Raw genomic sequence first — 25,880 nt, 5'->3', positions numbered from 1 at the left:
CTCGGTTCGGACACGCTCGTGTCCGGAGCCCTAGAAGCCCTTCCGTTTGATGTAAGATCTTACCACGGTTATTGGAGCAATGCAACGGTAATTTTCAGTCGTGTCCTTCCATACTGCGTTTCCATTGAGGGAAATGCCGAACCAGCTTCCGCAACGCGCGATGGATACGATCCTTGCGATACATAAGAAACTCGACTAGCCGCTCCCGCTCTTCCCGGCCGATGCCCCATTCGCGAGGCAAGCCGTGAACGGCGGCCTTAACCTGATCTCCGCCGATCGACCGGAGCAAAGCGATATAGTTTCCGAACGGGTCGGGGCCATCGATGTAAGGCACGAATTTGCGATACACCGGACCCCAGAACGTTTCCATATGTCCCGGATCGTCCAGCCATTCGTCCATCTCCCATCCCGGACCGAAGAAGGCGTCGGCATGGTCGATGAGCATGAACCGATTTCGCTCCGGCACATATAATACATTCGCCTGCATTTCATGCCTGTCGCCGTTGTTGATCCAATGGTCGAACACTATCATTCCCGCGCCTTGGCCGACATTGGCGCACGTTGACAGGTCGACCTCGTCGTCAAGCACCTTGGCTTGCTGCTCGAACAAGCTGCCGATGTGCGGCCCTTCCGGTACGTCCATGCTCTTGAGCATCGGATACGTCTCCAGCAAGTCTCGCGTTATCCATACGATGCGTGTCTGCGTCATCGGCAAGTTAAGCAAAGGTCCAAGCTGCGAAGCGATCCATTCGTTAGCCAGCGTGCCCGGACCGTCGGGATTGTTCATAAATTTCACTACATAACTTAAACCGTCGTCGCAAGTGAACAGGTGCGGCTCGCTCCAGCCCTCGTTCATCGGCCTGACGTATTGCACTGCGCGGATCTCCATCGCACTCGCCTCTTAATCGTACGGTCCGAACCAATCCCAGCTTTTCCGGTCGTCCCTGACAAAATAATGGTATTTGTCGCCATAACGGGCGACTGCGGTCAGCTGCTTCTCGTCGTTCTCGACCAGGATGGCTTCGTCATAATTCGCGGACCCGAATTTCACCGGACCTCGCCACGGAAAGCGCGGGTTATCGTTGATTCTGTACCAATGCCCTATGCCCCCGTCCCGAAGCGGCGACACGACCTCAAAGTTGCCGTAGCTGCTCTCGATAAATCCGAGCTTGCCCGCGGCCCCTTTTGCGAACGGCTCGGAAGGGTACCATTCTCCCAGCTTCTCCACTCTGACATAATGGACCAGACTGCTTCCGATGCGGCACACCGCCTCCAGATTGCCGAACCGTCCGTCCAAAGCCGCTATCGATTCCACCTTGCCGCTGCCGAATGAGTAAGGGCCGTACAGGTTCATCTTTCCCTTCTCTCTGGACTGACGCCAATAGAGCATGCCTCCCTTCCGGGATGCCGCCAGCCATTCGATCGTCTTGCCCTTATATTTCTCCCTGCGGATCATGTACGGCTGTACTCCAAGATATTGCCCGGCGAAACTTTTTTGCAGCTGCGGATCGCTTTGAATCTTTCGCTTCATCAGCTCACGAACGAACGCTCTCGTCTCATTCCCCATCCTCCGGTAAATCGGATGAAACAGGCTGCTTTCCGGATAGCGGTTCAATCGGCCGATCACATCGTCAAGCGGAAAATACGGCCGGTACCGGATCGAGTCGGACGCCTTTTTCGGATACGGGTGAACGTCAAAGCCCAGCCGCTGCGTATACGTCACATAAACAAGCTCATCCACTCCGAACGCCTTCGTTTTGCGCAGCCCTTCGAACAGTAAATCAAACTTTTCGCTCTTCAAGATGCTTCTTACAAGCCGCTTGCTGTACACCTGGCCCACATTGAACGATTCCTTGTACGGCTCATTGCCGATCACCGGCTCCCAGCGCTGCTTCTCTTTGCGAAGCTGAATCAGACAATAAAAGTCGTCGTCCGGCGTTTTCGTACCTACTCCCATGTAATCCTTATCCCGCATCTCCTCCGAAATAAACCGCTCAAACCCTTCCCTGGCAAACAGCGCGTCGGAGTCGAGGTTGATTAAGTACTCGTAGGAGAAGCCGGTGTCCTCCAGCCAGCGCATCACTTCAAGGATGTAAATCGCCGTTACTCCATAGGACAATTTCCGGCTCGTAGGACATACCGGATACCCTAAATCTTTACACAGGTCGGGGTCGTTTCCCCCGTTGTACAGAACAATGGAGCTGTCCGGGCAAAAGGTGCGGATATTATCCAGCAGATCGACGACCACATCCCGCTTGTTTTGTACCAAGACGGCGAAACAGATGTTCCGGTTCAACTCGTAAACCCCATTTCCTTGGCATGATGGTTATTTTTATGTGAAAACCGACTCACGTGATTGGACAGATATAGGATATTTCATCGCGGGTTTGCGCACATATTGCGCGTCTGTACGTGTCAGCAGGACGAATGCATTCATAATTTGATGCTAAATAGAGCGAAAGCGGAAGGGACGTGGCGGATCTTGTCTCTTCTGAATAAAGGAGGGGATGAATCGTGAAACGAAAGGCAATTCCCGCCGTAAAAAGACCGCCCGTTAAAAAGCGCACGGTCTCGAAGCAGACGGCGGCTCGAGCACATATGCCGGCTTCCTCGCTCAAGCGAATCATCCTGCCTGAGAAGGACGGCAGCATACACGTTACCGACATTCCCTATTCGTGGAGAGGAAACGATCTGAAGGATTTGCGGGTCCTGATGGTAATCGACCAATTCAACATCGGTGGCACTGGGATGCATGTGCTGTCGTGCACGAGGCAGCTGCTTCGCAAAGGGGTCCATGTGGCGATTGCGGGCAAGAACGGCTTGATGGGTGATGCTTTTGCAGCGTTGGGCTGTCCTATTTATGAGCTCGATTTCGTGACGGACGGCTGCCTGCGCAACGATGCCGAGGAGAAAGCGATCGTTACGCAGCTGAAGCAGATCATGACCTCCGAAGGCATCAATGTGGTCCATGCCCACCAAATCCCGGCCGGCTATTTCGCCGCAGCCGCAGCCGAGCAATTGACGCTGCCCCTTGTGCTCACGCTTCACCAACAATATAGTGCCGAACAAGTCGATCTGCTGAATAAAAGCCGCGCGGCCATTTGCGTCAGCAAGCCGATTTTGAAGCACTTGCCGGTTCACGGGCTGCCTTCGAAGCTTATCCCTAACGGCATCGATACGGTCCAGTTCGATTACCGCCCGCTAATCGAAGCGCAGCAGCGCAAAGCGCTCGGCATCCCCGATACCGCTCCCGTCGTTATGTATGCGGGCCGGCTGTCGCGGGAGAAGGCGGGCATTTGCAGGGACACGATTGAAGCGTGCAAGCAGTTGAAGCTAGGCCGTTATCCCGAGCTGCACCTTCTCATTGCGGGAGACGGGCATCAAAGCGCGAAAATCAGAGAGCTCGCGGATGAGGCGAATGAGCAGGCGGGCCAGCCGTTCATCCATATGCTCGGCAATTCCTTGAACATGTCGCCCTACTACACGATCAGCAATTGCGTCGTCGGCACCGGCAGAATTGCATTAGAGGCGATGGCGTGCCGCCGGCCCGTCATAGCGGTGGGAAGTAGAGGATTTTTCGGCGAGGTTGTCCCATCCAATTACGTGAGCGCTTGGGAGACGTGGTTCGGCGATCACCTGGCGACCGAGCCGTGGACGGCGGCCAAGATCAAGGAAAGCGTGCTCCGTGTGCTCAGCTTGCCCCCCGGTGAAATCGCAGACCGAGGCTGGGCGGGCCGCAATCTGGTGAAGGAGCAGTTCAACATCGTTAGACTGACGGAAAAAATGCTCGACGTGTACCAAGAAGTGCTTCAAGACCGAAGCGCGGTGTACGAGGTGACGGTATAATGTGCGCATCAGCGAAGGTTGACAAGCTCATGATCGTAGCCCATCCGGATGACGAGGCGATATTCGGCGGAGGGGCGCTCGTGTCCGAGCCCGGCTGGAAGGTCATCTGCCTAGCCAACGGGAGCAGCCGAACCCGTTCGCGCGAATTTCGCAAAGCCATGGAGTATGCCGGCGCGGACGGTGAAATTTGGGATTACCCTGACGTGTATGGCGGTTCTTTCGATAAGGAGCGTGTGGAGGAAGATCTTCGGGAGGTGCTCGATTCGAAGCGCTTCTACCGCGTCGTCACCCATAATCCGAAGGGCGAGTACGGTCACACCCAACACAAAGCGTTGTCGCGGATTGTCCGCGGGATGCACGTGGAAAATTTACATTTTTTCGGCACTGCAGACACGCCCCTCCCCTTCCACGTTTTGCGAAGAAAGTTAAATTTGTTGAACATTTACGCCAGCCAGCATTTTGTGATCGAGCAGTTAATGGATTATATCCTGTATGAAAGCATCGTCCCCGCAGACTCATGACCGGAAGAGGTGGATCGAGGTGATTATCGTTCAGGTCGCTCCGTACATCATCCCGTTGCCGGGCAGCGGAGGGCTGGAAAGAGTCGTCTATAATTTGACGGAAGCGCTCGTTGCGAAGGGGCACGAGGTGTACGTGTACGCCATGGCCGGGAGCCGAAGCAGCGGGATCGTCATCCCTTACGGACACCGGTGGAAGGATTGGGATTTGGTAGACTTCGTGTTGGAAACGATGCCCGACGACTTCGATATCCTGCACGATCATACACATGACTTGATTTTCGGGCAGAAAAAGCTGCGCGTTCCGGTCGTTTCCACGTTTCATACGGAGTGGGCGATGCATATTCCCGCCAGCAATCCCGTGTTCGTCAGCAAGACCAAACTAAAGCAGTCGCCGCATAGGAACCACGGATATTACGTGCATAACGGAATCGACTTGGATCAATATGAATTCAGCACTGACAAAAGGGATTACTTGCTGTTTCTCGGCCGCATCGACTGGGAGAAGGGCGTCCCTGACGCGATTCGCGTCGCGGAGCTGACCGGACAGAAGCTGATCATCGCAGGGCCGATCTGGGACGAGGAGCTGTACGATAAAATCCGGCCGCGCATCAAGCGAAACCCGAACATCGAATACGTCGGCGAGGTGCATGGGGAACGCAAGCAGGACCTGCTGAAGCATGCGAAGTGGGTTTTGTTCCCGACCGCCTGCGAGGAGCAGTTCGGCTTAGTCATCGTGGAGGCGATGGCGTGCGGCACCCCTGTCGCCGCATATCGCAGAGGCGCGATTCCCGAGGTGCTGGAGGGGTATCCGGAGTTTCTGTGCAAGACGCCGGAGGAGATGGCGCGGATCGTCACACAGGAGCCTGCCGTGTCGCCGGCGAAGCTTCGGCGGTACGTGGAGGATCGGTACACGAAGGAAAAGATGGCGGAAGGCTACTTGGAAATTTATAAGAAGGTTATACGCAAGGGGAGATGATCGACCCCTTGCGGCAGTAAAATGAGTCGTTGCAAAGAGCCGTAAACAGACGAAGTCGCATGGCTAGTGCCTTGCGACTTCTTTTATGATCGGTTCGCTTGCATCAATTGCGGTCGATGACTCGGTTGCGTATCGGCTGCTCTCCCGTACCGACAATTTCGGCGCCGTCAAGCACGATGCTTCCCTCTAGGCGCACCCCTTCCGCCCTGCTCCCGTCCTGCATGGTGACATGCGGGCCGATCACCGTATTTTTGAGCGTTACGTCGTTGCCGACAACGACCGGTCCGATGAAGGTGCAATTGTCGATCTTGGCATTGCTTCCGATGACGATTCGCTCCCTCAGCGTCTCTCTAAGCATCCACTCGTTCGCCTCCAGCCAGCGCTCCGGCGTACCGACATCGGAATATTTCTTATCGGTGACCGAATATGACACCGGGTAATCGTGATCCAGCAGCCACTGGATGGCGTCCGTTATTTCGTATTCGCCCCGAGCCGACGGTTTGATGGACGCTATAGCTTCGAATATGTGCGAATCAAACCAATACGCGCCGATGACGGCTAAATTGCTTTTGGGCTGCTTCGGCTTCTCCTCGATGCGGACAATCCTTCCGCCTTCAACCTCCGCTATGCCGAACTCGCTCGGATTCGGGACGGCCCGCAGCAGCACGGATGCGTTTCCTTTAAGGGATCGCCGCGATTCTATTAGAATACTTAAATCTTCCGTGATCAGATTGTCCCCCAGCAGCAGGACGAACGACTCTCCCGCCAAAAAGTCTTCAGCCTGCTTGACGGCATGAGCGACCCCCTTTGGCTCCGATTGAAATAAATAGTCGACTTTGGCGCCGTACCTCCCGCCGCTGCCGACATATTCCCTAATGCTTCCCTGTTCCGGATTAATGACAATGCCGATGGTGCGAATACCTATGTTCCGTAAGCTTTCTATTCCGTAGTCGAGGACCGGTCTGCCCGCGACCGGCAGCAGCGTTTTGGGGCGGGTATCCGTATAAGGCTTTAACCTGGTGCCTTTCCCGGCGCAGAGGATGAGTCCCTTCATCGCTTTCCCTCCTAGTCAATTCACTACGAAATTGTATGAAACTATCACGGGTTCAGTAACGGTGTTTGTCTTACGGGACAAATAAAAATCCCCGGCACGCCCGCGTTTAGGCAGCATGCCGGGGGTTCATTCACCCTGCTGGATTATAGTCCTTCCGTTCGCCGATGTGACCCATTGTCACCCAGATTGACTAATTTGTCAGTGTGCAGTGACTAATGTGTCAATGTCGCTGACAATGCTCCGTTGTTGTCAGTCAGATTGACTATTTTGTCAGTCGGCGCTGACTCATTTGTCAATTACGCTGACAAATCGAGTCTGAACCGGCCCTCGCCTACGCTGTGCCGAGACTCCGGCTGCGCGCTTGCAGCCTGGCAAACGCTAGCGTGACAATGACCGCGGTAATCGCGAATGCGCCGCCCAGCCAGAAGCCCGCCTCCAGGCTCGCAAATTCGTTCACCCAGCCGGCAACGAACGGACCGCCGAACATGCCCGCCGCATACACCGCCTGGTAGAAGCCCATTGCGGTCGCTTGCTTCTCCGAAGCGACTCCGGTGATCGACAGCCCTAAGAATAGCGGCAAATGCAAGCCTTGCGCCAAGCCGTTCAGCGCTTGCGTTGCATAAAGCCACGGCAGCGAATCCGTAAACGGAATCGCGAGCGTACACAGTCCGCTGATCGTAAACCCGATGACGATCGTCGTCCACGAGCCGATTCTTGGCGCCACGAGCCGGCCGCTGAAGAACGAAGCAAGCGCGTGCGGAATCATGAAGGCGAAGCTTAGCAGGCTCAGGTCCCAGTTGGATGCTCCCAAAGCCGAGGTGGCGTAAGACGGCGTAAAGCCGAACATCGTAATGAACAGGACGCTATGCGCCAAGATCGAAAGAACGGACACCTTCCAAAGCATCGGACTGCGAATGACGTGCGTCAAATCCTTCAGCGAGATCGGAGCTCGCGCAACCCCTCCGGCGGGTTCCTTGATCGCGAACGTAAGCAGCAAGCCGGCCAGCCCGGCCGCGGCCCCTGCGTAGAACGTAGCGCCATACCCGTACTCCTCCGCCAGCCAGCCGCTCATCCCCATACCGATGAGCTGCCCTGCGACGATCAAGAAGCTGATCGTGCTCATTGCTTTGCCTACTGATTTGCTCGGATAGTAGGCCGCGTACAGCACCGTGAAGGCTACCCAAGCGGAAGAGCAGATGCCGCTGACCGACCTTGCCGCGAGCGCCCAAGCCGGATTCGCCCCGGCGGCAAACATAAAGCAAGACAGCGCCCCGGTGAACATGCCCAGCGCGATGAACGGCCTCCGTCTTCTCAGCCGGTCGGAATAAATCCCGATCGGCAGCCGCAGCAGGATTTGCACGAAGCCGTAGCTGCCGAGCACGATCCCCGCGAACGCAGCCCCCACCTGCAGATGATCGAGCAAATACGGAGAAAGCACCGGCACGTATGTATATAAAGAAGTCCAGTACAACAACGTAACGAGCGCAAAAATAACGTGATGCCTTCGGCTCGTTTCGATTAACGGCTTATCCATCTTCCCATCTCCCATCCCGTATGTAAGAGCAGGCTGCCGGCAGAACGCGCCGTAGCCTGCAAGGTTGATTGTATGGGAAAGCAGGTAAACTGGCAATGCACTAATTTCTAAGCTGCGTAACAATTACATCATGGATACTTCCGGCAATGGTAAAAGCTACATCGTGCCTCTCTACATGGCCGTTCGTCCATGTGACCGTAAACCGCATGGTGTAACTTCCGTCGCTCAGCAGCTTCGGAAGGTCCGTGTTCACCATTTGTCCGTTGTAATGGATACGATTTCCGCTTGTCATCGCCGCCGAATCGCCCGTTGCGGTCAGAACGGCAGTTACCGTCCGCGGTTTCGTGGTACTCGCAGCGGTATTCGTTACCGTGGCGGACAGAACAAATGCTTCACCCGCCCAGAACGTGTCCGGAGAACGCGTCTTATCGGGGAACTTATTGTTCCAAAGCTGCCGGAATGACTCCCACTCCGGCGTGTGCGAAACCTGTCCTGTAATTCCCAAATCACCGACAGGGATCGCTTTCGTTATCGTGCCAGAAGCGCCGTACGGATCCGTTACCGTAAGTGTTACGTTCCATTGGCCCGGACGATTTTGAGTGTCCGCTCCGGATACCGCAGCATTAGGGGTTGTATAGGTTTTTGTAAATCCTCCCGGCCCCGAAATCGTCCATGCGCTGATTAACGAGTCGCCGTCCGCATCCGTGGACGTGTTCGTCAGCGTAATTCCGTCACCTTCCCAAACCGGATTCGGCGACCAAGTAAAATCCGCCGACGGTGCACGGTTGATCATAAACCACGTCTGCGCACTCCACGCCGACCAATCGGTGCCATCAAACACTCTAACCTGTACCCTTAACTTCTGACCCGTAGGAAGAGATGCTGCAGCCACATGAGTCTTTGTAGTCGACATCGTGTTTTGTGCGACTGTTCCGGTTTGATAAATTGTTAAAGTGTTTGCTTCATTCGTCACCCGAAGCTCGTATGCCTGGAACGTGGTGCCGGCATCCGGATCCGTTTGATTCCAACGGAACGTTGGGGTTGTAGTGGCAAAGACCGTTGGCGCAGTTTGCGTTCCATTTGGCGACGTCATGACGGCTGAAGGCGGCTGATTGAGTTGAATCCTTAAATACTTGGCCGCGGAAGGGTCTGACCAATCGATACCGTCAAAACCTTCGACTCGAACATAATAAGTTGTCTTATCCGCAAGATCAGCTGTTGGCACCCACTGTTTTACAGAACCCACCTGAACGTTGGAGCTCTGCACCAGTACATTACTCGTGTTGTAAATGTTAACTCGGTATTGCTGCTGCGTATCGCCGTCCGCATCCGTGAATGTCCAATCGATCGCCGGCCGCAGGGTGCGGTAAATTGTCGGGCTGGCCGATGAAGCCGAAGACGGATTCGTTACATTCACGATCGGTTTCGTGTTCGGCACGACATTCGCCGGGTCCGTCACCAACGTAACCGTATACGCGTCGCTTTCGACGCCTTCCAGGTCCGTAACAATCAAGGAGACGAGATACGTTTGGTTCTTCTCTACTGTTGAAGGGAGCGGTCCGAATGTCCAATCCGCATCATCTTTCTTCTTCCATTTCCAATCCCGTTTTACAATGCCTTTGGCCGCATGCGTTACTTGGTGATCAAGGTCATACGATTGGTCCTGAGTTTTCGTGATCAGCTTCGTGCTGTCGCTCGGATTCACATGCGTTGTAACCGTAAACCGCGCGACCGGTTTTCGATGAATGTAAAATTCAAACGGTACAACCGGCGGATCGCTCCACTTTCGATATCCGGCCACTCCCGGATTATCTTGCGCGGTAAATTCCACAGTGTACTTACCGGGCAGCGTGAACGATGCCGGCGCTGTTGTAATGTACTGATTGTGCTGCGGGAATTGCCCCAGCGAATTATCGAATACGGCCGGGTCGTGCAAAATTCGAAACCGCGTTGCATACATCGGGTCCGACTCGTAGTCGAAATATTGCTGCAAGAACGAAATACTGCTCCCGACTAAATAATAGGCACTTGATCCGCCGTAACGCTGCCGCAGCGAGTTTTCAATGTACACGGCGAGCGTATCGAGAATCGCGGGTCCTCCAATTGAGTTATCTATAAAAGTGCCTCCCGTTGCGTCAACGATGCCCGAAACAGGCTCTTCCAGGATTTCGGGACCGACGAACACGGTCTTTATGTTGCTGCTGACAACGTTGTTTGCAAAATCGGGGTTTCCTTCCCCCGTCCCCATCAAGTTAATGACTGTCGGAACCGTGCTGCCGTTGTATTCCATTGCCAGCAGCCTTCCCTTGCGCATTGCCAATGAATATTTAATATTGTTCTCCGGCGTTTTTTTATTTTTCTCGAAATTCATAAGCTGGAGCGTTCTCTTGTTGAATTGATACATCCGGTTTCCATGAACGGTATAAAGAGAGTCGCCGCTTATCAAGAAATCGGAAGATTGCACCACCGTCCTAGTTGCAGAGTCGACGGCAACAACATAATAAGTAGTTTTTCGGGCGTCATAATCATAAACGCTGTGAACCGCGAAGATCCTTCCCGTATCTTTGTCATAACCCATTTTAATGAAAGACGGATTATTGAAAAAAGCACATGTCGGCACCCCGCTCAAGTTTGTGACGTCGATCGAACACGCTCGGCTTTGTTCCGCCCATACCAATCTTCCGTTGCTGTAATACAGCTGCTGGGTTGTAGCGCCAACGGACGATTTGACGAATGTCCCTGACCGATTGTGGTAGATCGAGCATCCCTTGCTGGAATATCCGGGCTGACTTTGACACACGGCAACATAAGTGTAGCCCTCGTCATCTTGAACCACGGATGAATTGGTTTCGATAGCGTACCCTGCATCTGCGGCAATGGTGCTAATCGGCGTTACTCCGTTGGGACGTATTTTGTAAATCGTAGCCGATATATTTACGCTGCTGCCGTTAATAACGCCTTTATTGCCGAACAGCGAGACCATAGAACCTTTATGGTACGACAAATCCAAGAAGTTCTGTGACGAGGTGCTTTGGAGCACTTTCGTATAAGAGTTCGTCGATCCGTCATACAAAAAATATTGGGCTTGAGTGCTGTTCCCCCATGAATCGAAATGCTTCCAGCCCATTCTCGCGAAGGTCGTCGTTTCCGGGTCGAATAGTAGCCTGGATACATAATACGGCATGTTGCTTTCACTAAATCTGCTTGCGTACATATATTTCTGTGAAGGCGAACCGACACCCTCTTCAAACAAATACGCCTCATTCCCGTTAAACCTGGAAGCAAGCTTGTACCTATCGAACTCGGGTTCCGGTTTGGCATCCGGATGGTTCGTAAACACCATCCAATCATAATTGCCATTGGCATAGAAAGTATCATAGCCGTAATAATACCCCGTTGTCCCGATTACGCCGATCGTGCCCATTTTCTCATTTTGGATATAACCCACCAGTTGAAGGCTATAGGAAGTGTAGGTTCCGCTTGCATCGGTGGAAGCAATAATTTTATATATCTCTTTTGCCGTATATCCAAAATTGATCAGGATATGAGGTACATCCCCGATCATTAACAGCTCGGCATACCTGCCCCCTGTCGATAGCTGTACTCCATAATTTTGTCTGGTCTGTACAGACGGAATATTACTCGCAAAAAATACATCGTATGTGGTCACGCCGCCGCTGCTTCTGTACATATTCTGAATAGCGGCGTAATTACCCGTGCTGTCCCGATCGATATATCCGTTTGAACTGGAATAATTTTGCGAATTGTAATCCCCAACAATCCTTTTCCCATCCGGAGCGCTGATATAACATGTTGTCGTGTAATTTACCTGAGAGCAATACCTTGTTAGTTCCGAGAGCCTTCCGTTTGTTGCGCTATACGTATCCCTATTACTGCTGGATGAATTCCCGGGAGACGTCTGGTTAACCACTTGCTGTCCCACTTTTCCCAAGAAGGTAAAACCATTGGTGCTTCGAATGAATTCATATACCGGGTAGCCTTGCTCGATATAGGCGCTTAAATCGAAAAGATAAACACGTCCGAACCGATCCTTCTGAATTTTTACATAAGGGCTATACGTTGCCGCCGTTGTAATAGACGCTTTCTTAGGCGCAAAACCTTCGGACTCCCGTGCATAATAGAGCTCGTTGGTTGCCTTTTGGTAGAAAAGTATGGCTTCGCCATCCTCAAAAATGATGACACGGTGTGGTTTTGTACCTATATTGTTGAACGTATAGACATACCTTTCACCGTCACGATCTATTTTTTTTACTTGCCAACTATTTTGCATATTATCTACATGTTCTACCCAAGCGCGCTCACCGGTAGAATTAATATCTGCATTATACATAGGATAATGGGTACTTACCGGACGCAGCACATCATTAGCAGGAGCCCGGGAATCACCGTCTTTCGACATGTACAGAATAGTGGAAAGATCCGTTTTAAACAGGTAAATCGGAGTGTTGTCCGTATCAAACATGACATCTTGAATCCGTATACCAGCAGGTACACTTTTGATCCAGTCTGCTTTTTTGTTGGTAAGATCGTACTGTATCACTTTGTCGTTGTACGGCCCGCCTAAAAATATTTTTCCGGTGGCAGGGATATATTGCAGCACCTGCAAATCCGCTTCAAATCCTGGTAAATCCACCGCTGAGAGCAAATTGCCGTTCTCAAAAGTGAGCAGCTTCGCTTTGCGGTCATCCGATTTCAACCGGGCGACAATCGTAACCTTGCTTTGTGATGTATACCCGTGAAGAATGGAGGAATAGTCACTTAAACTCATTTTTTGCGAGCCGTTATATTCCAGTACAAGGTTGTTGGAATGATTCGACCCAGATCTCACGAACCAGTAGTTGTTTCCAGCACTATCGCTAAAGCCGATCTCATACTTGTATACCGTTCCGCTAGAATAGCTTCCATAGCTGGATGGATTCCAGCCGTTGGAACTGGTTCGGAAATAGTTCTCCTGTTGGTCCCACGTATCGATCCAATACAGACCCATGGCGGTCCAAATCGTAGCTCCTTGCGACATCATGCTCATGCGCGACATAATCTGAGTATACTGATTATAATACGTCCGAAATTGCGCCGAACTATAAAAGTCGGGGGCGTACAAAAAATAGTTCTTCCGGAAAATATCCGGAGGATTATTCGTTTCCTTCGTGAAAATCCAATAAGGCCGCCCTAGCGTATCTTTGGACAAACTCGGATAAGCGTTATAGTTAGAGGAGCTATTAGCTTCTGTGTACTGGAACCCGGTAGACTGATTAACAACCACGGAACCATTGACAATTTTGGCATACCAATACGTGTAGTCCGTAGTTGAGCTGCCGATCGGTTTCTTATACATCAGATAAATCGCATTGCCGTACGCTGCAGCATCGAGAACGTTCGTGATACCGCTTGTCGGAATAAGCTTTAAATCAAGAGAACCCGACGACGCAGCAGGCGCCGAAAAATCAAGCGTATTGGTCATACCCACGAAGTATTTTTGATCGATGCCGGTTCTCCACTCTTTCTCCAGTAAGGACTCGTTGGCATCTTTTAAAAATTCCGGCTCGGCCGCTTGATCCCATTGATGAATGCTGATATCGGTATCTATGAGTTTTCCTGCTAAAATCGATTTAATATTATTTAAATTGTTCGCAAAAAATGTACGATCAACAGAAAGCAGATCGCCGAGAGAGACGTATACGTCAACTTTGTATTTTTGTCCGCCCGATAACGATGTAATCGGCGCAACATTATCTACCTCTATTGTCTTGGTAAACTGATTCGAAGATAAATAGTCGGCAGCCGTTATGTAAGAAGCGAAAACTCCCGGATCAAATGTTTCTTTCACTTGATGCATCAATTGATATTTACCGACTCCGGCAGCAATGAATGACCCTTTACCCGTTGCCGGATTAATGGTGACAGGCGTTTGATTCGATTCGTCCGTAAACAGACCGTCATTATCGGTATCCCTCACCGCAACGGTTGTTTGTTGGTTAATTACATCTCCATCCGGAGAAACGGATTCGTCGGTTATGTCGAAAGTTGCACGGTTTCCGTTGTTCGGATCGCGATATATCTTGCTCGCCGTTACCAGTTCTGCAATCGGAGGCTTGTCCTGTTCGATTTCAAGGACAATCGATTTGGTATCGGATAGCCCCCTCGTATTCGTTACTGAATAAGTAACGCGATAGCCGCCCGGCTTCTTAAACATCACTTTTACCGATGAAGTTCCGCTTAGTGATCCGCTTGTTACAATGTCTTCCGCAAATGTTTCGCTCATCGGCTCAATGGTCCATCTTCTGCTTGAATCAATGATGGGGTAAGCTTGCGGGCTGGAGCTTTGGGAACCGTCTAGCGTGATTTCCCGTTTTTCTTTTAGCTGGCCATTCGTCCGAATCTCAGCATTCGGTTTCGGCGGTTTAACACTTATGATCTTGGACTTCCAGTCACTTTTGCCCTTTGTATCGAAAACCGCAACATGGACGTAATAACGCCCGTCGTCAGGGAATGTAATTGTTCCGTCTCGCGTTGCGTGTGCGGACTGTACCGGACCGTTCGAATTGTCGAACACCTGCCAATAATGCCATTGGTAGGTAATGTTTTCGCCATCCTCCGGATCATATGACCCCATTGCCGAAACAAACGTAGTTGAACCTGCTGTCGTTTCATCCGGGGCGGTTAACACGGCTACCGGCGGTTGGTTGTTGTCTACCGGATTCTCAGGGGGATTTACTTCGCCGGGCGGATTGACCGGAGGAGGCGTATCTTTGTAGATCGTTACGGAGCATACATTCGAGTTTGTTGCAGTTGTGCCATCGGTTAAGGTTACTCTTGCGGTATGTTTGAATTCGATAATAAAAAAGTTTTCGTTCTTTAGTTCTGCTTCTTTTAGTTTCTGCTGGATGGTTGCTGCAGAAAAGGTAAATGAAAATGTAGTTTTTATGCCATCTATTATTTTCGATGTCGAAGTGTAAGGCGTTTTGTCTTGCGACCCATCCATGGTTCGGGCGTAAAGAGTCCACTTCTGTACCTTGTTCGGGTCGGTTATGTTAAACAATTTCGCTGGACCCGCGTGGAGGGTTACGTTGATGTCCGAACCTTCGAATTTGATTGGATCGCCACAGGTGCAGGAGGTTTCGACGTATGGAATGGTTGTGGGTTTGTAATATACGAGCACTTTGCCGGTGTATTCGTAGGTTGTTGCGCTCCAAGTCACGTGTACTCGCATAAAATAGTTACGTTCTTCCGCTTCACCTGTAAATGTAGGATTATATGTTTTAAAGTAATCGACACCTTCTTGGTTAAATCCGCTATTTAATGGCTTTGCTAATTGGATATAACCCATACCGGTAATTCTTGATCCTTTGTCAACAACCCAAACTCCTCTCGTATAAGGTGTAGCGTCTGTAATTTTTATAGAGGATGGAGTTACATTTGTTGTTTTTATATAACCTTGAGGACGTCCTGCGATCGACAATTTGAATTGAGTAGGTGGGGGAACATCTTGCTTTGTTGTTACGGCATCCCCATTTTTCTGCAGGTATGGACTAATAGAATTTGGATATTTGCCCGGACACTTCGCAATAGAATTTGAACTGTCTCGGCAACCGTAAGGATCGCCAGGCGCTGTCGTCCATTCACCGAAACCTCCTAGACCTGATGCGACCGTCCACGATGTTCCGTTTGATCTACGATTCACATAATGGCCGGGATTGTAGGCGTCTTTATCTTCAGCCTCAGTATCCCATACCACCGTCCTAGCGATCCCATAAATATCTATAGAAAATACATCTCCACTTACGCTGCTTGTAAGGTCCTTTACAACTCCGCTGCTTCCGACAAACTCCACCTTCTGAATCTCTCGACCCGATGGTGTATTCAGATTTACCTCATAATCATCTAATACATTAGTAGAAAGATAGTAATAGTCGCCGATCTTATCTCCATTAAATGTAAGTTGAATTTCTTTATCTGGTGCAGCTGCGAAAGTTAAGTTCGTTGGTGTAATACTCGTGAAGAGAAAAATAAATAGAAACAGTATCTTAAACCATTTGTAATTCAAGCATTAGTCACCAACTTTTTCTGAAAATCTAATATTCCCACCGAAAGCTGCATTTCGCCCAATGAATACTTGAAATTTCTTTTCATTCATCCACTTGATGTAATTTTCTTTACTAATGGACAACATATACCATCCTGTTTTCTTAAATGGCTTGGACAAGTCTTCTCGGAAGAAAGTTATTGGTGTCTTACCCCGTCCCTCATCAGAAATTGTAGCTATTCGAAATGGCCCTCCCCCAGGAAGCCTACCTTCCGGATACCATGTGCTGAATGGACGTGATTTTTCATTTACAGCGGTCATCCTATAAGCTACAACATAAATACCTTTTTCTGCTCCTGTTTCATCTAGGACCGCAGGGAACCATTTACGATACGCCCCATTTTTATCGTCAATATCCACAACCAACACCTGATCAACCGTAATATCCACGCCATCCCCATTGTTGAAGCTAATCGGCAACGCCTTCGGCTTCACACCAAACATCGTCTCAATGTTCGTACCGCGATACTCCACTTCCGCATAGCTCGCCGCGGTCTTATCCATCGGCACCGTACCGCCCGACTTGATCGTCAATATTCGCTCGATAATCACAACAGCCTGCGCTCGGGTGCTGAAGCCCTGCGGCTCCAATTCCCCGCCCGAGACGCCCTGAATAACTCCCTTTTGCGTGGCAAGGAACATCACATATTTATCGTCAAGCGGAGCTTCGGCATTACGCAGCTCAGGAGTTACTGCGCGAACCGCCAATCTCGCCATTTCAAGACGCGTGAGCTTGTCGTGCCAACCGGCAGAGAAATCGGCAAAGCTATGAATCCCTTTGCCAACCGCAGCACTAACATAAGGGAAAAACCAAGGCTCCCCCGGTTTCTGTTCGGCAACTTCAATCCCAAGCGCAACGGATAACATCTTAATAAATTCAGCACGCGTTACACTAGCATTCGGCTTAAACGTTCCGTCCGGATACCCCTTTACAATGCCGCGTTTTACCGCTGAAACAATGGCGCCCTTCGCCCAGTGCTTTTCAATATCGGTAAGCGCAATCGCCGCTTCTTCGACTGCAGCATTACCTGCCGCAATGGCGGAAACCCCATGCACACTTCCCGCCAATATACTGCCTATTAATACGCTGATTATTGTTTTTTTCATAAATAAACTCTCCTCCAAAAAGCGCATCTTCCGCCAATTATATCCTTATTACCGAAAACGCACATTAGCAACGCTGGACAGGACGATCGGCTCCGTACGGCCGCTTGCGCCGATCATGCGCTGTTCAACCTCGACAATTGCAACAAGAGAAGGCCCGTATACGGTGACGTCTATATTTCGAACCGTCTCCTCCGGCGTTCCTATGCGAACGGTCACGCTTCGCCGGACGACAGACGGGTATGACGGCAAGCTTACGAACTCCAGCAGATGGACAACCGGAGATCGCGCAATATAGCTTCCCGGCCCCGGCTCTCCGAACGGGTCGAGCTTTAAATTCATCGATAAATATGTATAGAAATCAGCTGTCCCCGAAGCTTGATCCCAAACCAATCTGCCAAGAGCCGCTTCCGTTGGGTCAATATTCAGTGCGGCGGCATGAACCGCCCGATCGAGAACCAGCTTCGTCTTTGTCTTGTTTGTGGATTGAAGCATCCAGTTCAATGAAACGACCAGCAACGATACGGCAAACATGACAGCCATAAGCCCAAATAACAACACATGGGCGCCGCCGCGCTCGTTGCATACGTATCTACTCATACGCCTCGCTCTTCCCATGCAGCACGATTCTGTAAAAGCCTTCATTTGACTCCGTGCCCCCCGAACCGCCGACTGCTCTAAGCATTCTTGAAAGTCCGGGAGCCGGATATTTGACCACCAAAGTAACGGTCGAATTTGCCGAATCCTTATACACCTTCGAAACAGTACTTCCTTCAAAAGAAGGGTAACTGACCCCGCCGATCGTAATCGGCTCCATCCCCAAGCCGGAAAGACGCGCCGCGGCGGCGGAGGCAATAGCGGGGCTGACGTATCCGACAGCCTCCGCCTCCTTCAGTGCGTGATTGGCTACGACATTCAGATGATTCGCCTTCAAAATATATACAAAGAACGGAACTCCCGCAAAGCTCGCAAACAGGAGCAGCGGGACGACGAACATCGTGATCAACAAAGTATCCGCGCCTCCGCGCTCATTTCGAATCACGCCGGTCTCCTCCTAGTTGGTTACGTAATCAAATCCGCGAATTGTACTCGTTACGGAGTCGTGCCCTTCCCGAACGGCGTCATTCAATCCTACGCCCCCCGAGAAAATATATATCGCCGCTCCAAGCAGCAAGACCAGCAGCGCAAGCGAAACCAACAGCTTGGACATATTACGGCGTTCTGATCGTAACCGAGCCGTCAGTCGAGCTCACCCGCAGGTTTCCGCTCGACAAGGAAGTCCCGATATCCCCACCCCGGTTCACAATTTGTGCCGCGATGCTGTCTCCGATAAAAAGAACCGCACCTACCAAAATTACCGCCAAAGCCAACGCAACCCCAATTTTGCTCATGTCATGCTCCTCCTATATTTTAATTTTAGAAAGCATCTCGAATCGTTTCTCTCGTGGAAACCCCAGCCTCTCCAACCGCCGGCACAATCAATTGTCCCACCGTGTAAAGCGCGGCTCCCAGCACTAATACCGACAACGCAATTGTCGTCAAAAGCTTCCCCAAGGCAATCACCTCTTTAATTGGCTGAAAAGCTTACCGTAAGCTGCTCCAATACCGTAAGCACCCACGGATAAACGAATAGAAACAAGCAAACGAAAAACGGAATCATAATATAAAAGCTGATCCAAAGCGGAGCGTTCTCGATCCGTTTGTTCATTTCCGCCTCCAGCGTCGAATCGATCGACTTGGAATGCTCGAGCAAAATACGGCTCACATCGGCCGACTTGGCCGTTGAGATCGCCATAAATGCATTCACGAGCGGGTATACCTCGGAAATGCCGACCGCATCTTTAAAATCCATAATCGCTTCCCGCTGATCCTTCCCCCATTGTGCGGCCAGCTTCTGGATGTGAGGCTTCAATATGCGCAGCGGCCGCCCGGCTCGCAATATCATTTCGCGAATATCGTTCTTGTCCGTCACGCAGATCGCCAGCCGGTGGGAAAACTTCGATATTTCAGCTAAACATCTCCCCCTTCGTTGCGCAGCAAGCACCGACATCAGCCATATCGGAGCATTCCATAATGCAAACCCGGCAAAGCCGGAAATGACAAGCAGCCGAACGACTTCGTACAAGCTAACTCTCCCGAAGGCGCCGATTCCCGGGAGCAGTACCGCTAAGCTCAAATAACAGCCTGCCGCGGCCATTCCTAACCTAAGCTGTCGATACGCTCGATAGGACCATGTCACTCCCGAAAGCCTTGCCCGCTCAAGAAACTGAAGCTCCTTCGGAGACATCGGAGTGATCGGCAGCTCAGCGCCTGCAGGCTTGATTTGGCGGAATCGTTCAATCAAGGCGCGTATCGGATCCCGTCTGGACCGCACCAGCGGCAGAAGCAAAGTGCCCCAGACGAGCCCCGCCCCCGCTGCGAAGGATATGTAGAACAGCCACTTCAAGTGCAAGTCCACCTCTCTTAAAACGTCTTCCGGCCCGATCTTACGACCATCAGCAAGGATGCGAACATGACGACCGACGACGCCATAATGATGCCTCTCCCGGACGGGTTTACGAAATAGTGCCTGTAATTCGTGCCGTCGGCGTACACGTTAAAGAAAATCACAAAGCAAGAAAACAAAATCATAAATACCGTACCGATCCGGTAAACCGTAACCATCGCAAGCCGTTTCTCCTCGTTGCGCCTTGCGGTCTGCATGTCAATCACTAATTTATGCAGCGCGTCGACGATGTCGTTGCCGTACCGGTGCTTAATCAGCAATATATCGGCTAAATCTTCCGCCCAAGCGTTATCCACCCGCCGGGCAAATTCATACAACGTCTCCTCCAGCGACGTTCCCATGTGCGACTGCAGCTCAAGATGCTTCCACTCCGAACGAACATGATCCGGCATCGTGGAAGTCGATCGGGCGATAATATCCTGAATCGTCCTTCCTACGCTGTAATGCCCGATCAAGTTTTGAACGAGCTTAATCATATCGAGCGCAATGCGGTGTCTCTTTCGCTGAAGGCGGAATGACACATAAAAGTAGGGAAAAGATCCGATCAGCAGCGAAATAAATGCGCTTAACAGCCATGTGTTGGAAGGGATCAGTTTATCGGCATCCAATGCAAAACGATCCCGCATTCCCGTCAATGCCGCATGCACCACAAACCATCCCGCAACCGCCATCATTACCATGGAAGCAATGACCGCCTCGACAGGGAGCTTCAGCTCCGCAATCTCCATATCGTCCGCCAGCTTGTGGATGAACGGCAAATTTTTTAAAGGTACGGCCGGTTTCTCTGTCCGCCCGTTCGCGATCAAAAGCCTTCGGCGTCTGCTCTTGCGAATCGCTTGAAGCGCCCATGACAGCCAAGTGACGATGACCAGTCCCGCTCCGGCCGCCCACAGAGCATAGAACACCGTTACCGACCAATCGATTGTCATGCCCACACCCCCAACGAACGAAAAGGTTTCGGGTCCGCGCCGTATGCATATATATGGTTGCGCAACGGTTCGCTTAACCGTTCCCCCGTAAATCGCCATTGCTTCGCATCGTAATCCCAAACTACGATGGGTCTGATTTGCGGTTTGCCGTGCTCATCCACGGACAGCTCCGTAATTTCCGTAACGATTCTTCGAACCGTACCGTCGATTCGCACCAAACGCAAAAACACCAAAATATTGAATGCCCGAGCGACACGCCGCTCCACGTCGTCGTATTGATGTGCGCGGCCGTCCTGCTTTACCATGTCGACAACGTCCGAAAGAAACGACTCCCGGTACTTCGTATGCATCGTTCCCATCACATCGTGACCGCGCAAAGCGCCTTGAACCATTTGGGACACTTCCGCGCCCTTCGCCTCGCCGACGATTACCCACTCCGGACTCATCACAAGCAACGGCTTAAATGCATCCTCCATCGTCAGCTCCGAATCCGCCGTTTCTCTCGCGGCCAATATGTTCCGCTTTCCCCGCAGTCTTTCTCGTAACGCAATCTCAAACTCCTTCTCAAGAGTCCGTATCCGCTCGTCCTCCGGAATTTCGGTTGCCAGCGCGAACAGGAACGTCGTTTTTCCGGTATTCGTACCCCCTCCGATCAAAAAACTCGCATGATATCGGACAAGCAGCCGCAGCAGCTCGGCCATGTTCCCGTTAATGGTGCCCAGCTCGACCAGCTTCTCAAGCGTCACATGTTTCACGATAAAGTTCCGTATATGGATGCTTGGCACATCCGTGTACGGCTCACGGGTCATGACAAGCCGCGAGCGGTTCCAAAGATAAGATTGAACGACGGGCTGCTTCTCGCTGATCGGCTTTTTGCCGCAAAGTGCCAGACGGTCCTGGAGCAGGCGAACGTCTTCCAAGCTGTCGAACGCTCGATGATGCAGAATTTGTTTGCCGTTTCGAATCAGGAAAATTTGCCGCCCGATCACCTGCACCTCCTCCACATCCGGTTGAAGCTTTAAATCCTCGATCAAGCCTGCTCCGCAGGTCATCGCAAATACGCAATCCGTAGGGGTCAGATCATCGATTAACGTCGCCGGTTCAATCTCCAGCCTATACTCCGTAATCATCGTTTCGATCACGGCCTTCATCCGCGCCTGCGCCTCCGGTTCTCCCAAACCGGCTTGCAATATATCTTTGTGAAGCGACTCTTCTTTTTTCGAACGGTCGGTAAGCTGCTCGTAAATGATTCTCGACGCATCCTTCAACGACAGCCGAACGTTTCCTTTGTTTAAATCCGGATCGGCTGCAGCCCTCACACGGCCTATCTGTTCCGACGGTGAAGAAAATCGAACGACTTTGGCGTACTGGGCCGCATCAAAAAACGTGCGTTCCTTTAACCCGGGCATATTCCGCGTGCCTCCTATGTAAACAGACCGGATAAAAGCGTCAACAAACCGTTTCTCCGAGCGGTTTGCCGCTCCGGAAGCGCGGGCGCTCCCGCGGCGACGGATAACCGCGACGCCAGCTGCCGAATGCCGTCCGCGAACGAATCGGCTCCGGGCAAGTCGATGAAAAGCGGCCCCTCAAGAGATTCTCTTGGCCCTGCCCAACCCGTTGCATTCGGCAAACTGCAAGCCAGCTTCATTCCCAGAATGCCGGCGATTTTTTCCGGAGATTCGCCGCCCCCGGCGTACCGGTTCAATACGAGGGAGATGTCTTGAGGATGAAGTCCGATATACTTCCAATAGCACTCGTACCATTCCGTCCAGCTCAACCGATGCGAGGCGAAGTCCTGCTGCGCGACCAGCCACTTCATATCGGCATTCTTCACCGCGCAAACGGTCGCGGCGTTATCCGGGAAAGCGGATACGTCCGCTATCGTTACGTCAAAAACGGCTCTGCACGTCTCCAGCAAATGCTCCACCATTCCCGGCGTAACGTCGCCGGCGGTATCTCTGCGGTGCGAGCCTGCAAGAATGTGCAAACGCGGCGTTTTTCTATACTGCTGGCACGCATCAAGCAAGTCGCTCGCCGCGAGCGTCCCGGTATGGAGCTTGGGCCGCAGCAACAAGTTCGACCGGTGCAAATCCTTCAATTGCAAGCCGTACTTTATTTCCGGATTTTTGAGATTTAGGTCCAGCAACCCGACGTTCAGCTGAGAGCTTCTCGCAAGCATCACGGCGGCGTTGACCGCCACGGTGGTCGCACCGTCTTTATTGGCCGCCGACCACAACGCCGCAACGATCCCGCGTCCGCTCCCTCCGACGACAGCCGCAGAAGCGGGGTCGCGATCGTTCGAGCTTAGCTCCGCCAGCAATGACTTTGCATTGCTGCCTAAAGGGGCAACCCGAATAAAAAAATCGTCCCCTAACCGATACAACACCTCCAGCCACAGCGAATCGTAAAGCGACCCGTCGGGAATCACGGTGATGCTTGCGGCGGATTGTTTATCGCGAAGCAAAGGAATCCACTCCCACGGATACATCTGCCCGAATATGCCGGCATGCACAATTACAAGCTCGAACGTCCCCTCCAAAGCCTCGAAAAGGCCCGTTCGCTCTTCAACAACGGTTACTGAAGCACCGGTTTCGGAAAGCTCCTCAAACAGCTCGCCGTATTTACCTCCTAATAAGACTTTCAATGGTGCTCACCTCCGGGGGCATCCTGAATTTCAGCCGCAGAAAAAGACATCTTCAGCTTCTTATAATCTTCCGTAACCCGAGCTGCGGAACGATCCTGCAGCGAGAGATCCGGCAAAGCCAGCTTAATGGTGCCTGCGAGCGCCCCAAACGTATATGCCTCATATATTTGTTCCGACATGATATAGGTGTTGATGTCGGGTTTTCCGCTCGGAGCCCCCCTTAGCCGGTCATACTGCCGTCCGCTGTCTTGAAAAGGGACTCCAAAGGAGGAGGAATCCGCGATCTCTCCTCCCTCAGCCGTCTTCACGTTGGCGATTCGCAAGCCTTCGATGATTTTGACCGAGCCGGCCGGCTCTCCGCCGATCATTCTCGCCTGCTCAAACTCGACCCATACGTCTACGCGGTCCCCTTTCCGCAGCATGTTGCCTACATTCGTCACGTCATCGGTCTTGAAGGAAATATATCTCTCCCCTTCGCCCGGCGTGAGCTGATCGTCCGCCAGCTTCCAAGGGAAAATTTGCTCCTCCGCCCCAATGGGGACGACGACCGTCTTTCCGACGATCTCATGCGGCTCCATTAAAGCACCCGGTTGGACGGCTCCTGCCGGCACCGGCACAGACCGAAGCATGGATGCGTCGATCACCTCGCCGCTCGAAAGCATGCGGACAGGCTTCACGGCTGTTGTCGTCCGTACCTCCTCCTGCACCCGGACGGCATATTTCGAAAATCCGTACACCGACGCCCCCATTAGCACGATGCCGATGATCGTTACGAGCCATTTTCTCATGAGAACGGTTCACCTCTTGCGCACATTTCCGGAAAAATAAAAACGCCCAGCCACCGCTTGCATTTCAAGCGGTAACCAGGCGATGCTTTCGCTCTGTGAAAGATTCGATTAGTTAAAATTTAACATAGCGCCTAATGCTCGTCAATAGAGAAATTTATACCTCGACCGACCATTCCTCCAGCGAGAACAGCGGCTCGGCCTTCATATCAAGCCCCGAAAACTCGCCGCGCTTCCACTTCAAATAACCGGCGGCGGCGATCATGGCGGCATTGTCCGTACAGAGCGACAGCGGCGGGACGGCCAGCGGAATACCTGCTGCTTCACATTCTTGAGCGAGCTTAGACCGCAACCCCTTGTTCGCGGCAACGCCGCCGCACAGCAGCAGCTGCTCCGCGCCGAACTCCTTCGCGGCACGAAGCGCCTTGGTGACAAGCACGTCGATCGCGGAGTTTTGGAAGCCGAGCGCGAGCCCGGCCCGATTGACGACGTCGCCTTTCATCTTCGCTTTGTTGACCTCGGCCAGCACCGCCGACTTAATGCCGCTGAAGCTGAAATCGTACGACTCCGGCTCAAGCCACGCGCGCGGAAGCTCGATTTCCTCGTCCGCCTGCTGTGCGAGCTTGTCCACGTGAGGACCGCCCGGATACGGCAAGCCCATGGCGCGCGCGACTTTGTCGTACGCCTCGCCGACCGCGTCGTCTCTCGTCCGCCCGATCAAGCGAAAGCGCCCCTCCGCCTCCACAAGCACCAGCTCGGTATGCCCTCCGGACGCGACCAGCGCCATCAGCGGATAGCGCAGCTCCTGCACGAGCGCATTCGCATAAATATGCCCTGCAATATGATGAACGCCGATCAGCGGAAGCTCGAGGGCGAAGGCGAGCGTTTTGGCCGCGATGTTTCCGACCAGCAGCGCCCCGACCAGCCCCGGACCCTGCGTTACGGCAATGGCCGTCAGATCGCGCAGTTCTACGCCGGCTTCCCGCACCGCTTCCTCCATAATCCGGGTAATCGACTCCACGTGCTTGCGCGACGCGATTTCCGGCACTACCCCACCAAACCGCCGATGCGTCTCAATTTGGCTCGACACAACATTCGATAAAATCGTCGTCCCGTTTTCCACGACTGCCACGCTCGTCTCGTCGCAGCTCGTCTCCACTGCAAGAATGAGGCAACGATTCCCATCCGCCATGGCCATTCTCCATCCACTTCCAATCCGTGTCTCTCTATAGTTAGCAGCCTTTACATTTTATATGGCAGCATCGTTTCATACGTTAATATTTATTGTTAAAAATGCCCCGAAATCCCTACACCGCCGGCAAATCCGCCCACATAATCAAAGCGTCCTCGCCGTTGTCGGAGTAGTAGCCCTTCCGCACGCCGACTCCGCGGAAGCCGAACTTCGCGTACAGCCGCTGAGCCACAATGTTGCTGACACGCACCTCGAGCGTCATGCGCGCGGCGCCGAGCCGGTATGCTTTTACGGCCAGCTCGGCCAGCAGCCGCTCGCCCAGCTTTTTTCCGCGATACGCCGTCCGCACCGCGATGTTTGTAATGTGTGCTTCGTCAATGATGATCCACATCCCGCCGTAGCCGATAATGCGGCCCTCGTGCTCCATCACAATATATTGTGCAAAATGATTTTGCGTCAGCTCGTTCACGAACGCGGACTCCGACCATGGCGATGTGAACGATTCGATTTCGATCTCGCAAATTTGCGGCACGTCTTCCAGCCGCATCATGCGGAAGCTCACTTCGGGCGCTGTAGCTGCCATGAATGATGACCGTCCTCTCGTTAGTCCGGAGTACGCGCGAGAAGCTTCGCTTCCGCCTCCGCAAGCTGCGTATAGTTCGGGGCAAGGTCGTGCGCGTCGCGC

Annotated in this window: 21 protein-coding genes; 3 read left to right on the top strand and 18 right to left on the bottom strand. The window is 52.3% G+C overall.

Annotated features, from left to right (window positions below):
* Positions 1-94: 94 nt before the first annotated feature.
* Both PT964_RS03275 and PT964_RS03270 read right to left on the bottom strand, forming a co-directional pair.
* Positions 95-889, bottom strand: coding sequence for a HipA family kinase (locus PT964_RS03275; protein WP_274361882.1), 795 nt, complete (start codon positions 887-889; stop codon positions 95-97).
* Between the two features lie 12 nt (positions 890-901).
* Positions 902-2,296, bottom strand: a complete 1,395-nt coding sequence (locus tag PT964_RS03270) for a hypothetical protein (protein WP_274361881.1) — start codon at positions 2,294-2,296, stop codon at positions 902-904.
* Positions 2,297-2,514: 218 nt separating this feature from the next.
* On the opposite strand from PT964_RS03270, the gene PT964_RS03265 reads away from it, so the two are divergent.
* From PT964_RS03265 to PT964_RS03255, 3 genes are read left to right on the top strand one after another with little or no spacing between them, the layout of a single operon-like run.
* A complete protein-coding gene (locus PT964_RS03265; protein WP_274361880.1) occupies positions 2,515-3,846 on the top strand; it encodes a glycosyltransferase in 1,332 nt (443 codons plus the stop codon).
* On the top strand, positions 3,846-4,367 hold the full coding sequence (locus tag PT964_RS03260) for a PIG-L family deacetylase (RefSeq protein ID WP_274361879.1): 522 nt from the start codon (positions 3,846-3,848) through the stop codon (positions 4,365-4,367). The genes PT964_RS03265 and PT964_RS03260 overlap by 1 nt, the downstream gene beginning before the upstream one ends.
* Before the next feature lie 19 nt (positions 4,368-4,386).
* Positions 4,387-5,343: a glycosyltransferase family 4 protein gene (locus PT964_RS03255; RefSeq protein ID WP_274361878.1), complete on the top strand. Its 957-nt coding sequence runs from the start codon at positions 4,387-4,389 to the stop codon at positions 5,341-5,343.
* Positions 5,344-5,446: 103 nt separating this feature from the next.
* On the opposite strand, the gene PT964_RS03250 is transcribed toward PT964_RS03255, so the two are convergent.
* The 16 genes from PT964_RS03250 to rimI form a co-directional block, all read right to left on the bottom strand.
* A complete protein-coding gene (locus PT964_RS03250) occupies positions 5,447-6,397 on the bottom strand; it encodes a sugar phosphate nucleotidyltransferase (RefSeq protein ID WP_274361877.1) in 951 nt (316 codons plus the stop codon).
* Positions 6,398-6,728: 331 nt separating this feature from the next.
* The gene (locus PT964_RS03245) at positions 6,729-7,931 is read right to left on the bottom strand and encodes an MFS transporter (protein ID WP_274361876.1); all 1,203 of its coding nucleotides are present in this window, start codon (positions 7,929-7,931) and stop codon (positions 6,729-6,731) included.
* A gap of 100 nt (positions 7,932-8,031) precedes the next feature.
* Positions 8,032-15,996 carry a PKD domain-containing protein gene (locus PT964_RS03240; RefSeq protein WP_274361875.1) on the bottom strand — a complete coding sequence of 2,655 codons (7,965 nt, stop codon included), beginning with the start codon at positions 15,994-15,996 and terminating at the stop codon, positions 8,032-8,034.
* A gap of 3 nt (positions 15,997-15,999) precedes the next feature.
* A complete protein-coding gene (locus PT964_RS03235; protein WP_274361874.1) occupies positions 16,000-17,142 on the bottom strand; it encodes an S-layer homology domain-containing protein in 1,143 nt (380 codons plus the stop codon).
* A gap of 48 nt (positions 17,143-17,190) precedes the next feature.
* On the bottom strand, positions 17,191-17,739 hold the full coding sequence (locus tag PT964_RS03230) for a hypothetical protein (protein WP_274361873.1): 549 nt from the start codon (positions 17,737-17,739) through the stop codon (positions 17,191-17,193).
* On the bottom strand, positions 17,732-18,181 hold the full coding sequence (locus PT964_RS03225) for a hypothetical protein (RefSeq protein ID WP_274361872.1): 450 nt from the start codon (positions 18,179-18,181) through the stop codon (positions 17,732-17,734). The genes PT964_RS03230 and PT964_RS03225 overlap by 8 nt, the downstream gene beginning before the upstream one ends.
* Before the next feature lie 12 nt (positions 18,182-18,193).
* Positions 18,194-18,349 (bottom strand): hypothetical protein, encoded by a 156-nt coding sequence (locus PT964_RS03220; RefSeq protein ID WP_274361871.1) that lies wholly within the window; start codon positions 18,347-18,349, stop codon positions 18,194-18,196.
* Position 18,350: 1 nt separating this feature from the next.
* Positions 18,351-18,530 (bottom strand): hypothetical protein, encoded by a 180-nt coding sequence (locus PT964_RS03215; protein WP_274361870.1) that lies wholly within the window; start codon positions 18,528-18,530, stop codon positions 18,351-18,353.
* A gap of 25 nt (positions 18,531-18,555) precedes the next feature.
* The gene (locus PT964_RS03210; protein WP_274361869.1) at positions 18,556-18,693 is read right to left on the bottom strand and encodes a hypothetical protein; all 138 of its coding nucleotides are present in this window, start codon (positions 18,691-18,693) and stop codon (positions 18,556-18,558) included.
* A gap of 13 nt (positions 18,694-18,706) precedes the next feature.
* On the bottom strand, positions 18,707-19,585 hold the full coding sequence (locus PT964_RS03205; RefSeq protein ID WP_274361868.1) for a hypothetical protein: 879 nt from the start codon (positions 19,583-19,585) through the stop codon (positions 18,707-18,709).
* Positions 19,586-19,602: 17 nt separating this feature from the next.
* Positions 19,603-20,574: a type II secretion system F family protein gene (locus PT964_RS03200; RefSeq protein ID WP_274361867.1), complete on the bottom strand. Its 972-nt coding sequence runs from the start codon at positions 20,572-20,574 to the stop codon at positions 19,603-19,605.
* Positions 20,571-21,983, bottom strand: coding sequence for an ATPase, T2SS/T4P/T4SS family (locus PT964_RS03195; RefSeq protein ID WP_274361866.1), 1,413 nt, complete (start codon positions 21,981-21,983; stop codon positions 20,571-20,573). The genes PT964_RS03200 and PT964_RS03195 overlap by 4 nt, the downstream gene beginning before the upstream one ends.
* Positions 21,984-21,997: 14 nt before the next feature.
* Positions 21,998-23,218 (bottom strand): CpaE/TadZ family protein, encoded by a 1,221-nt coding sequence (locus tag PT964_RS03190; RefSeq protein ID WP_274361865.1) that lies wholly within the window; start codon positions 23,216-23,218, stop codon positions 21,998-22,000.
* Complete coding sequence (cpaB, locus tag PT964_RS03185; protein ID WP_274361864.1) at positions 23,215-24,006, bottom strand: Flp pilus assembly protein CpaB; 792 nt, start codon at positions 24,004-24,006, stop codon at positions 23,215-23,217. The genes PT964_RS03190 and cpaB overlap by 4 nt, the downstream gene beginning before the upstream one ends.
* Before the next feature lie 154 nt (positions 24,007-24,160).
* The gene (gene tsaD / locus PT964_RS03180; protein ID WP_425262659.1) at positions 24,161-25,201 is read right to left on the bottom strand and encodes a tRNA (adenosine(37)-N6)-threonylcarbamoyltransferase complex transferase subunit TsaD; all 1,041 of its coding nucleotides are present in this window, start codon (positions 25,199-25,201) and stop codon (positions 24,161-24,163) included.
* Between the two features lie 109 nt (positions 25,202-25,310).
* Entirely contained in the window at positions 25,311-25,778 is a 468-nt protein-coding gene (gene rimI, locus PT964_RS03175; protein ID WP_274361862.1) for a ribosomal protein S18-alanine N-acetyltransferase, read from the bottom strand.
* Positions 25,779-25,880 lie beyond the last annotated feature (102 nt).

Origin of the sequence: Paenibacillus thermotolerans, from assembly GCF_028745515.1 — a bacterium.
Taxonomy (GTDB): domain Bacteria; phylum Bacillota; class Bacilli; order Paenibacillales; family YIM-B00363; genus Paenibacillus_AE; species Paenibacillus_AE thermotolerans.
Note: the sequence above shows the minus strand (reverse complement) of the source record. Positions and strands in the feature narration are given on the sequence as shown.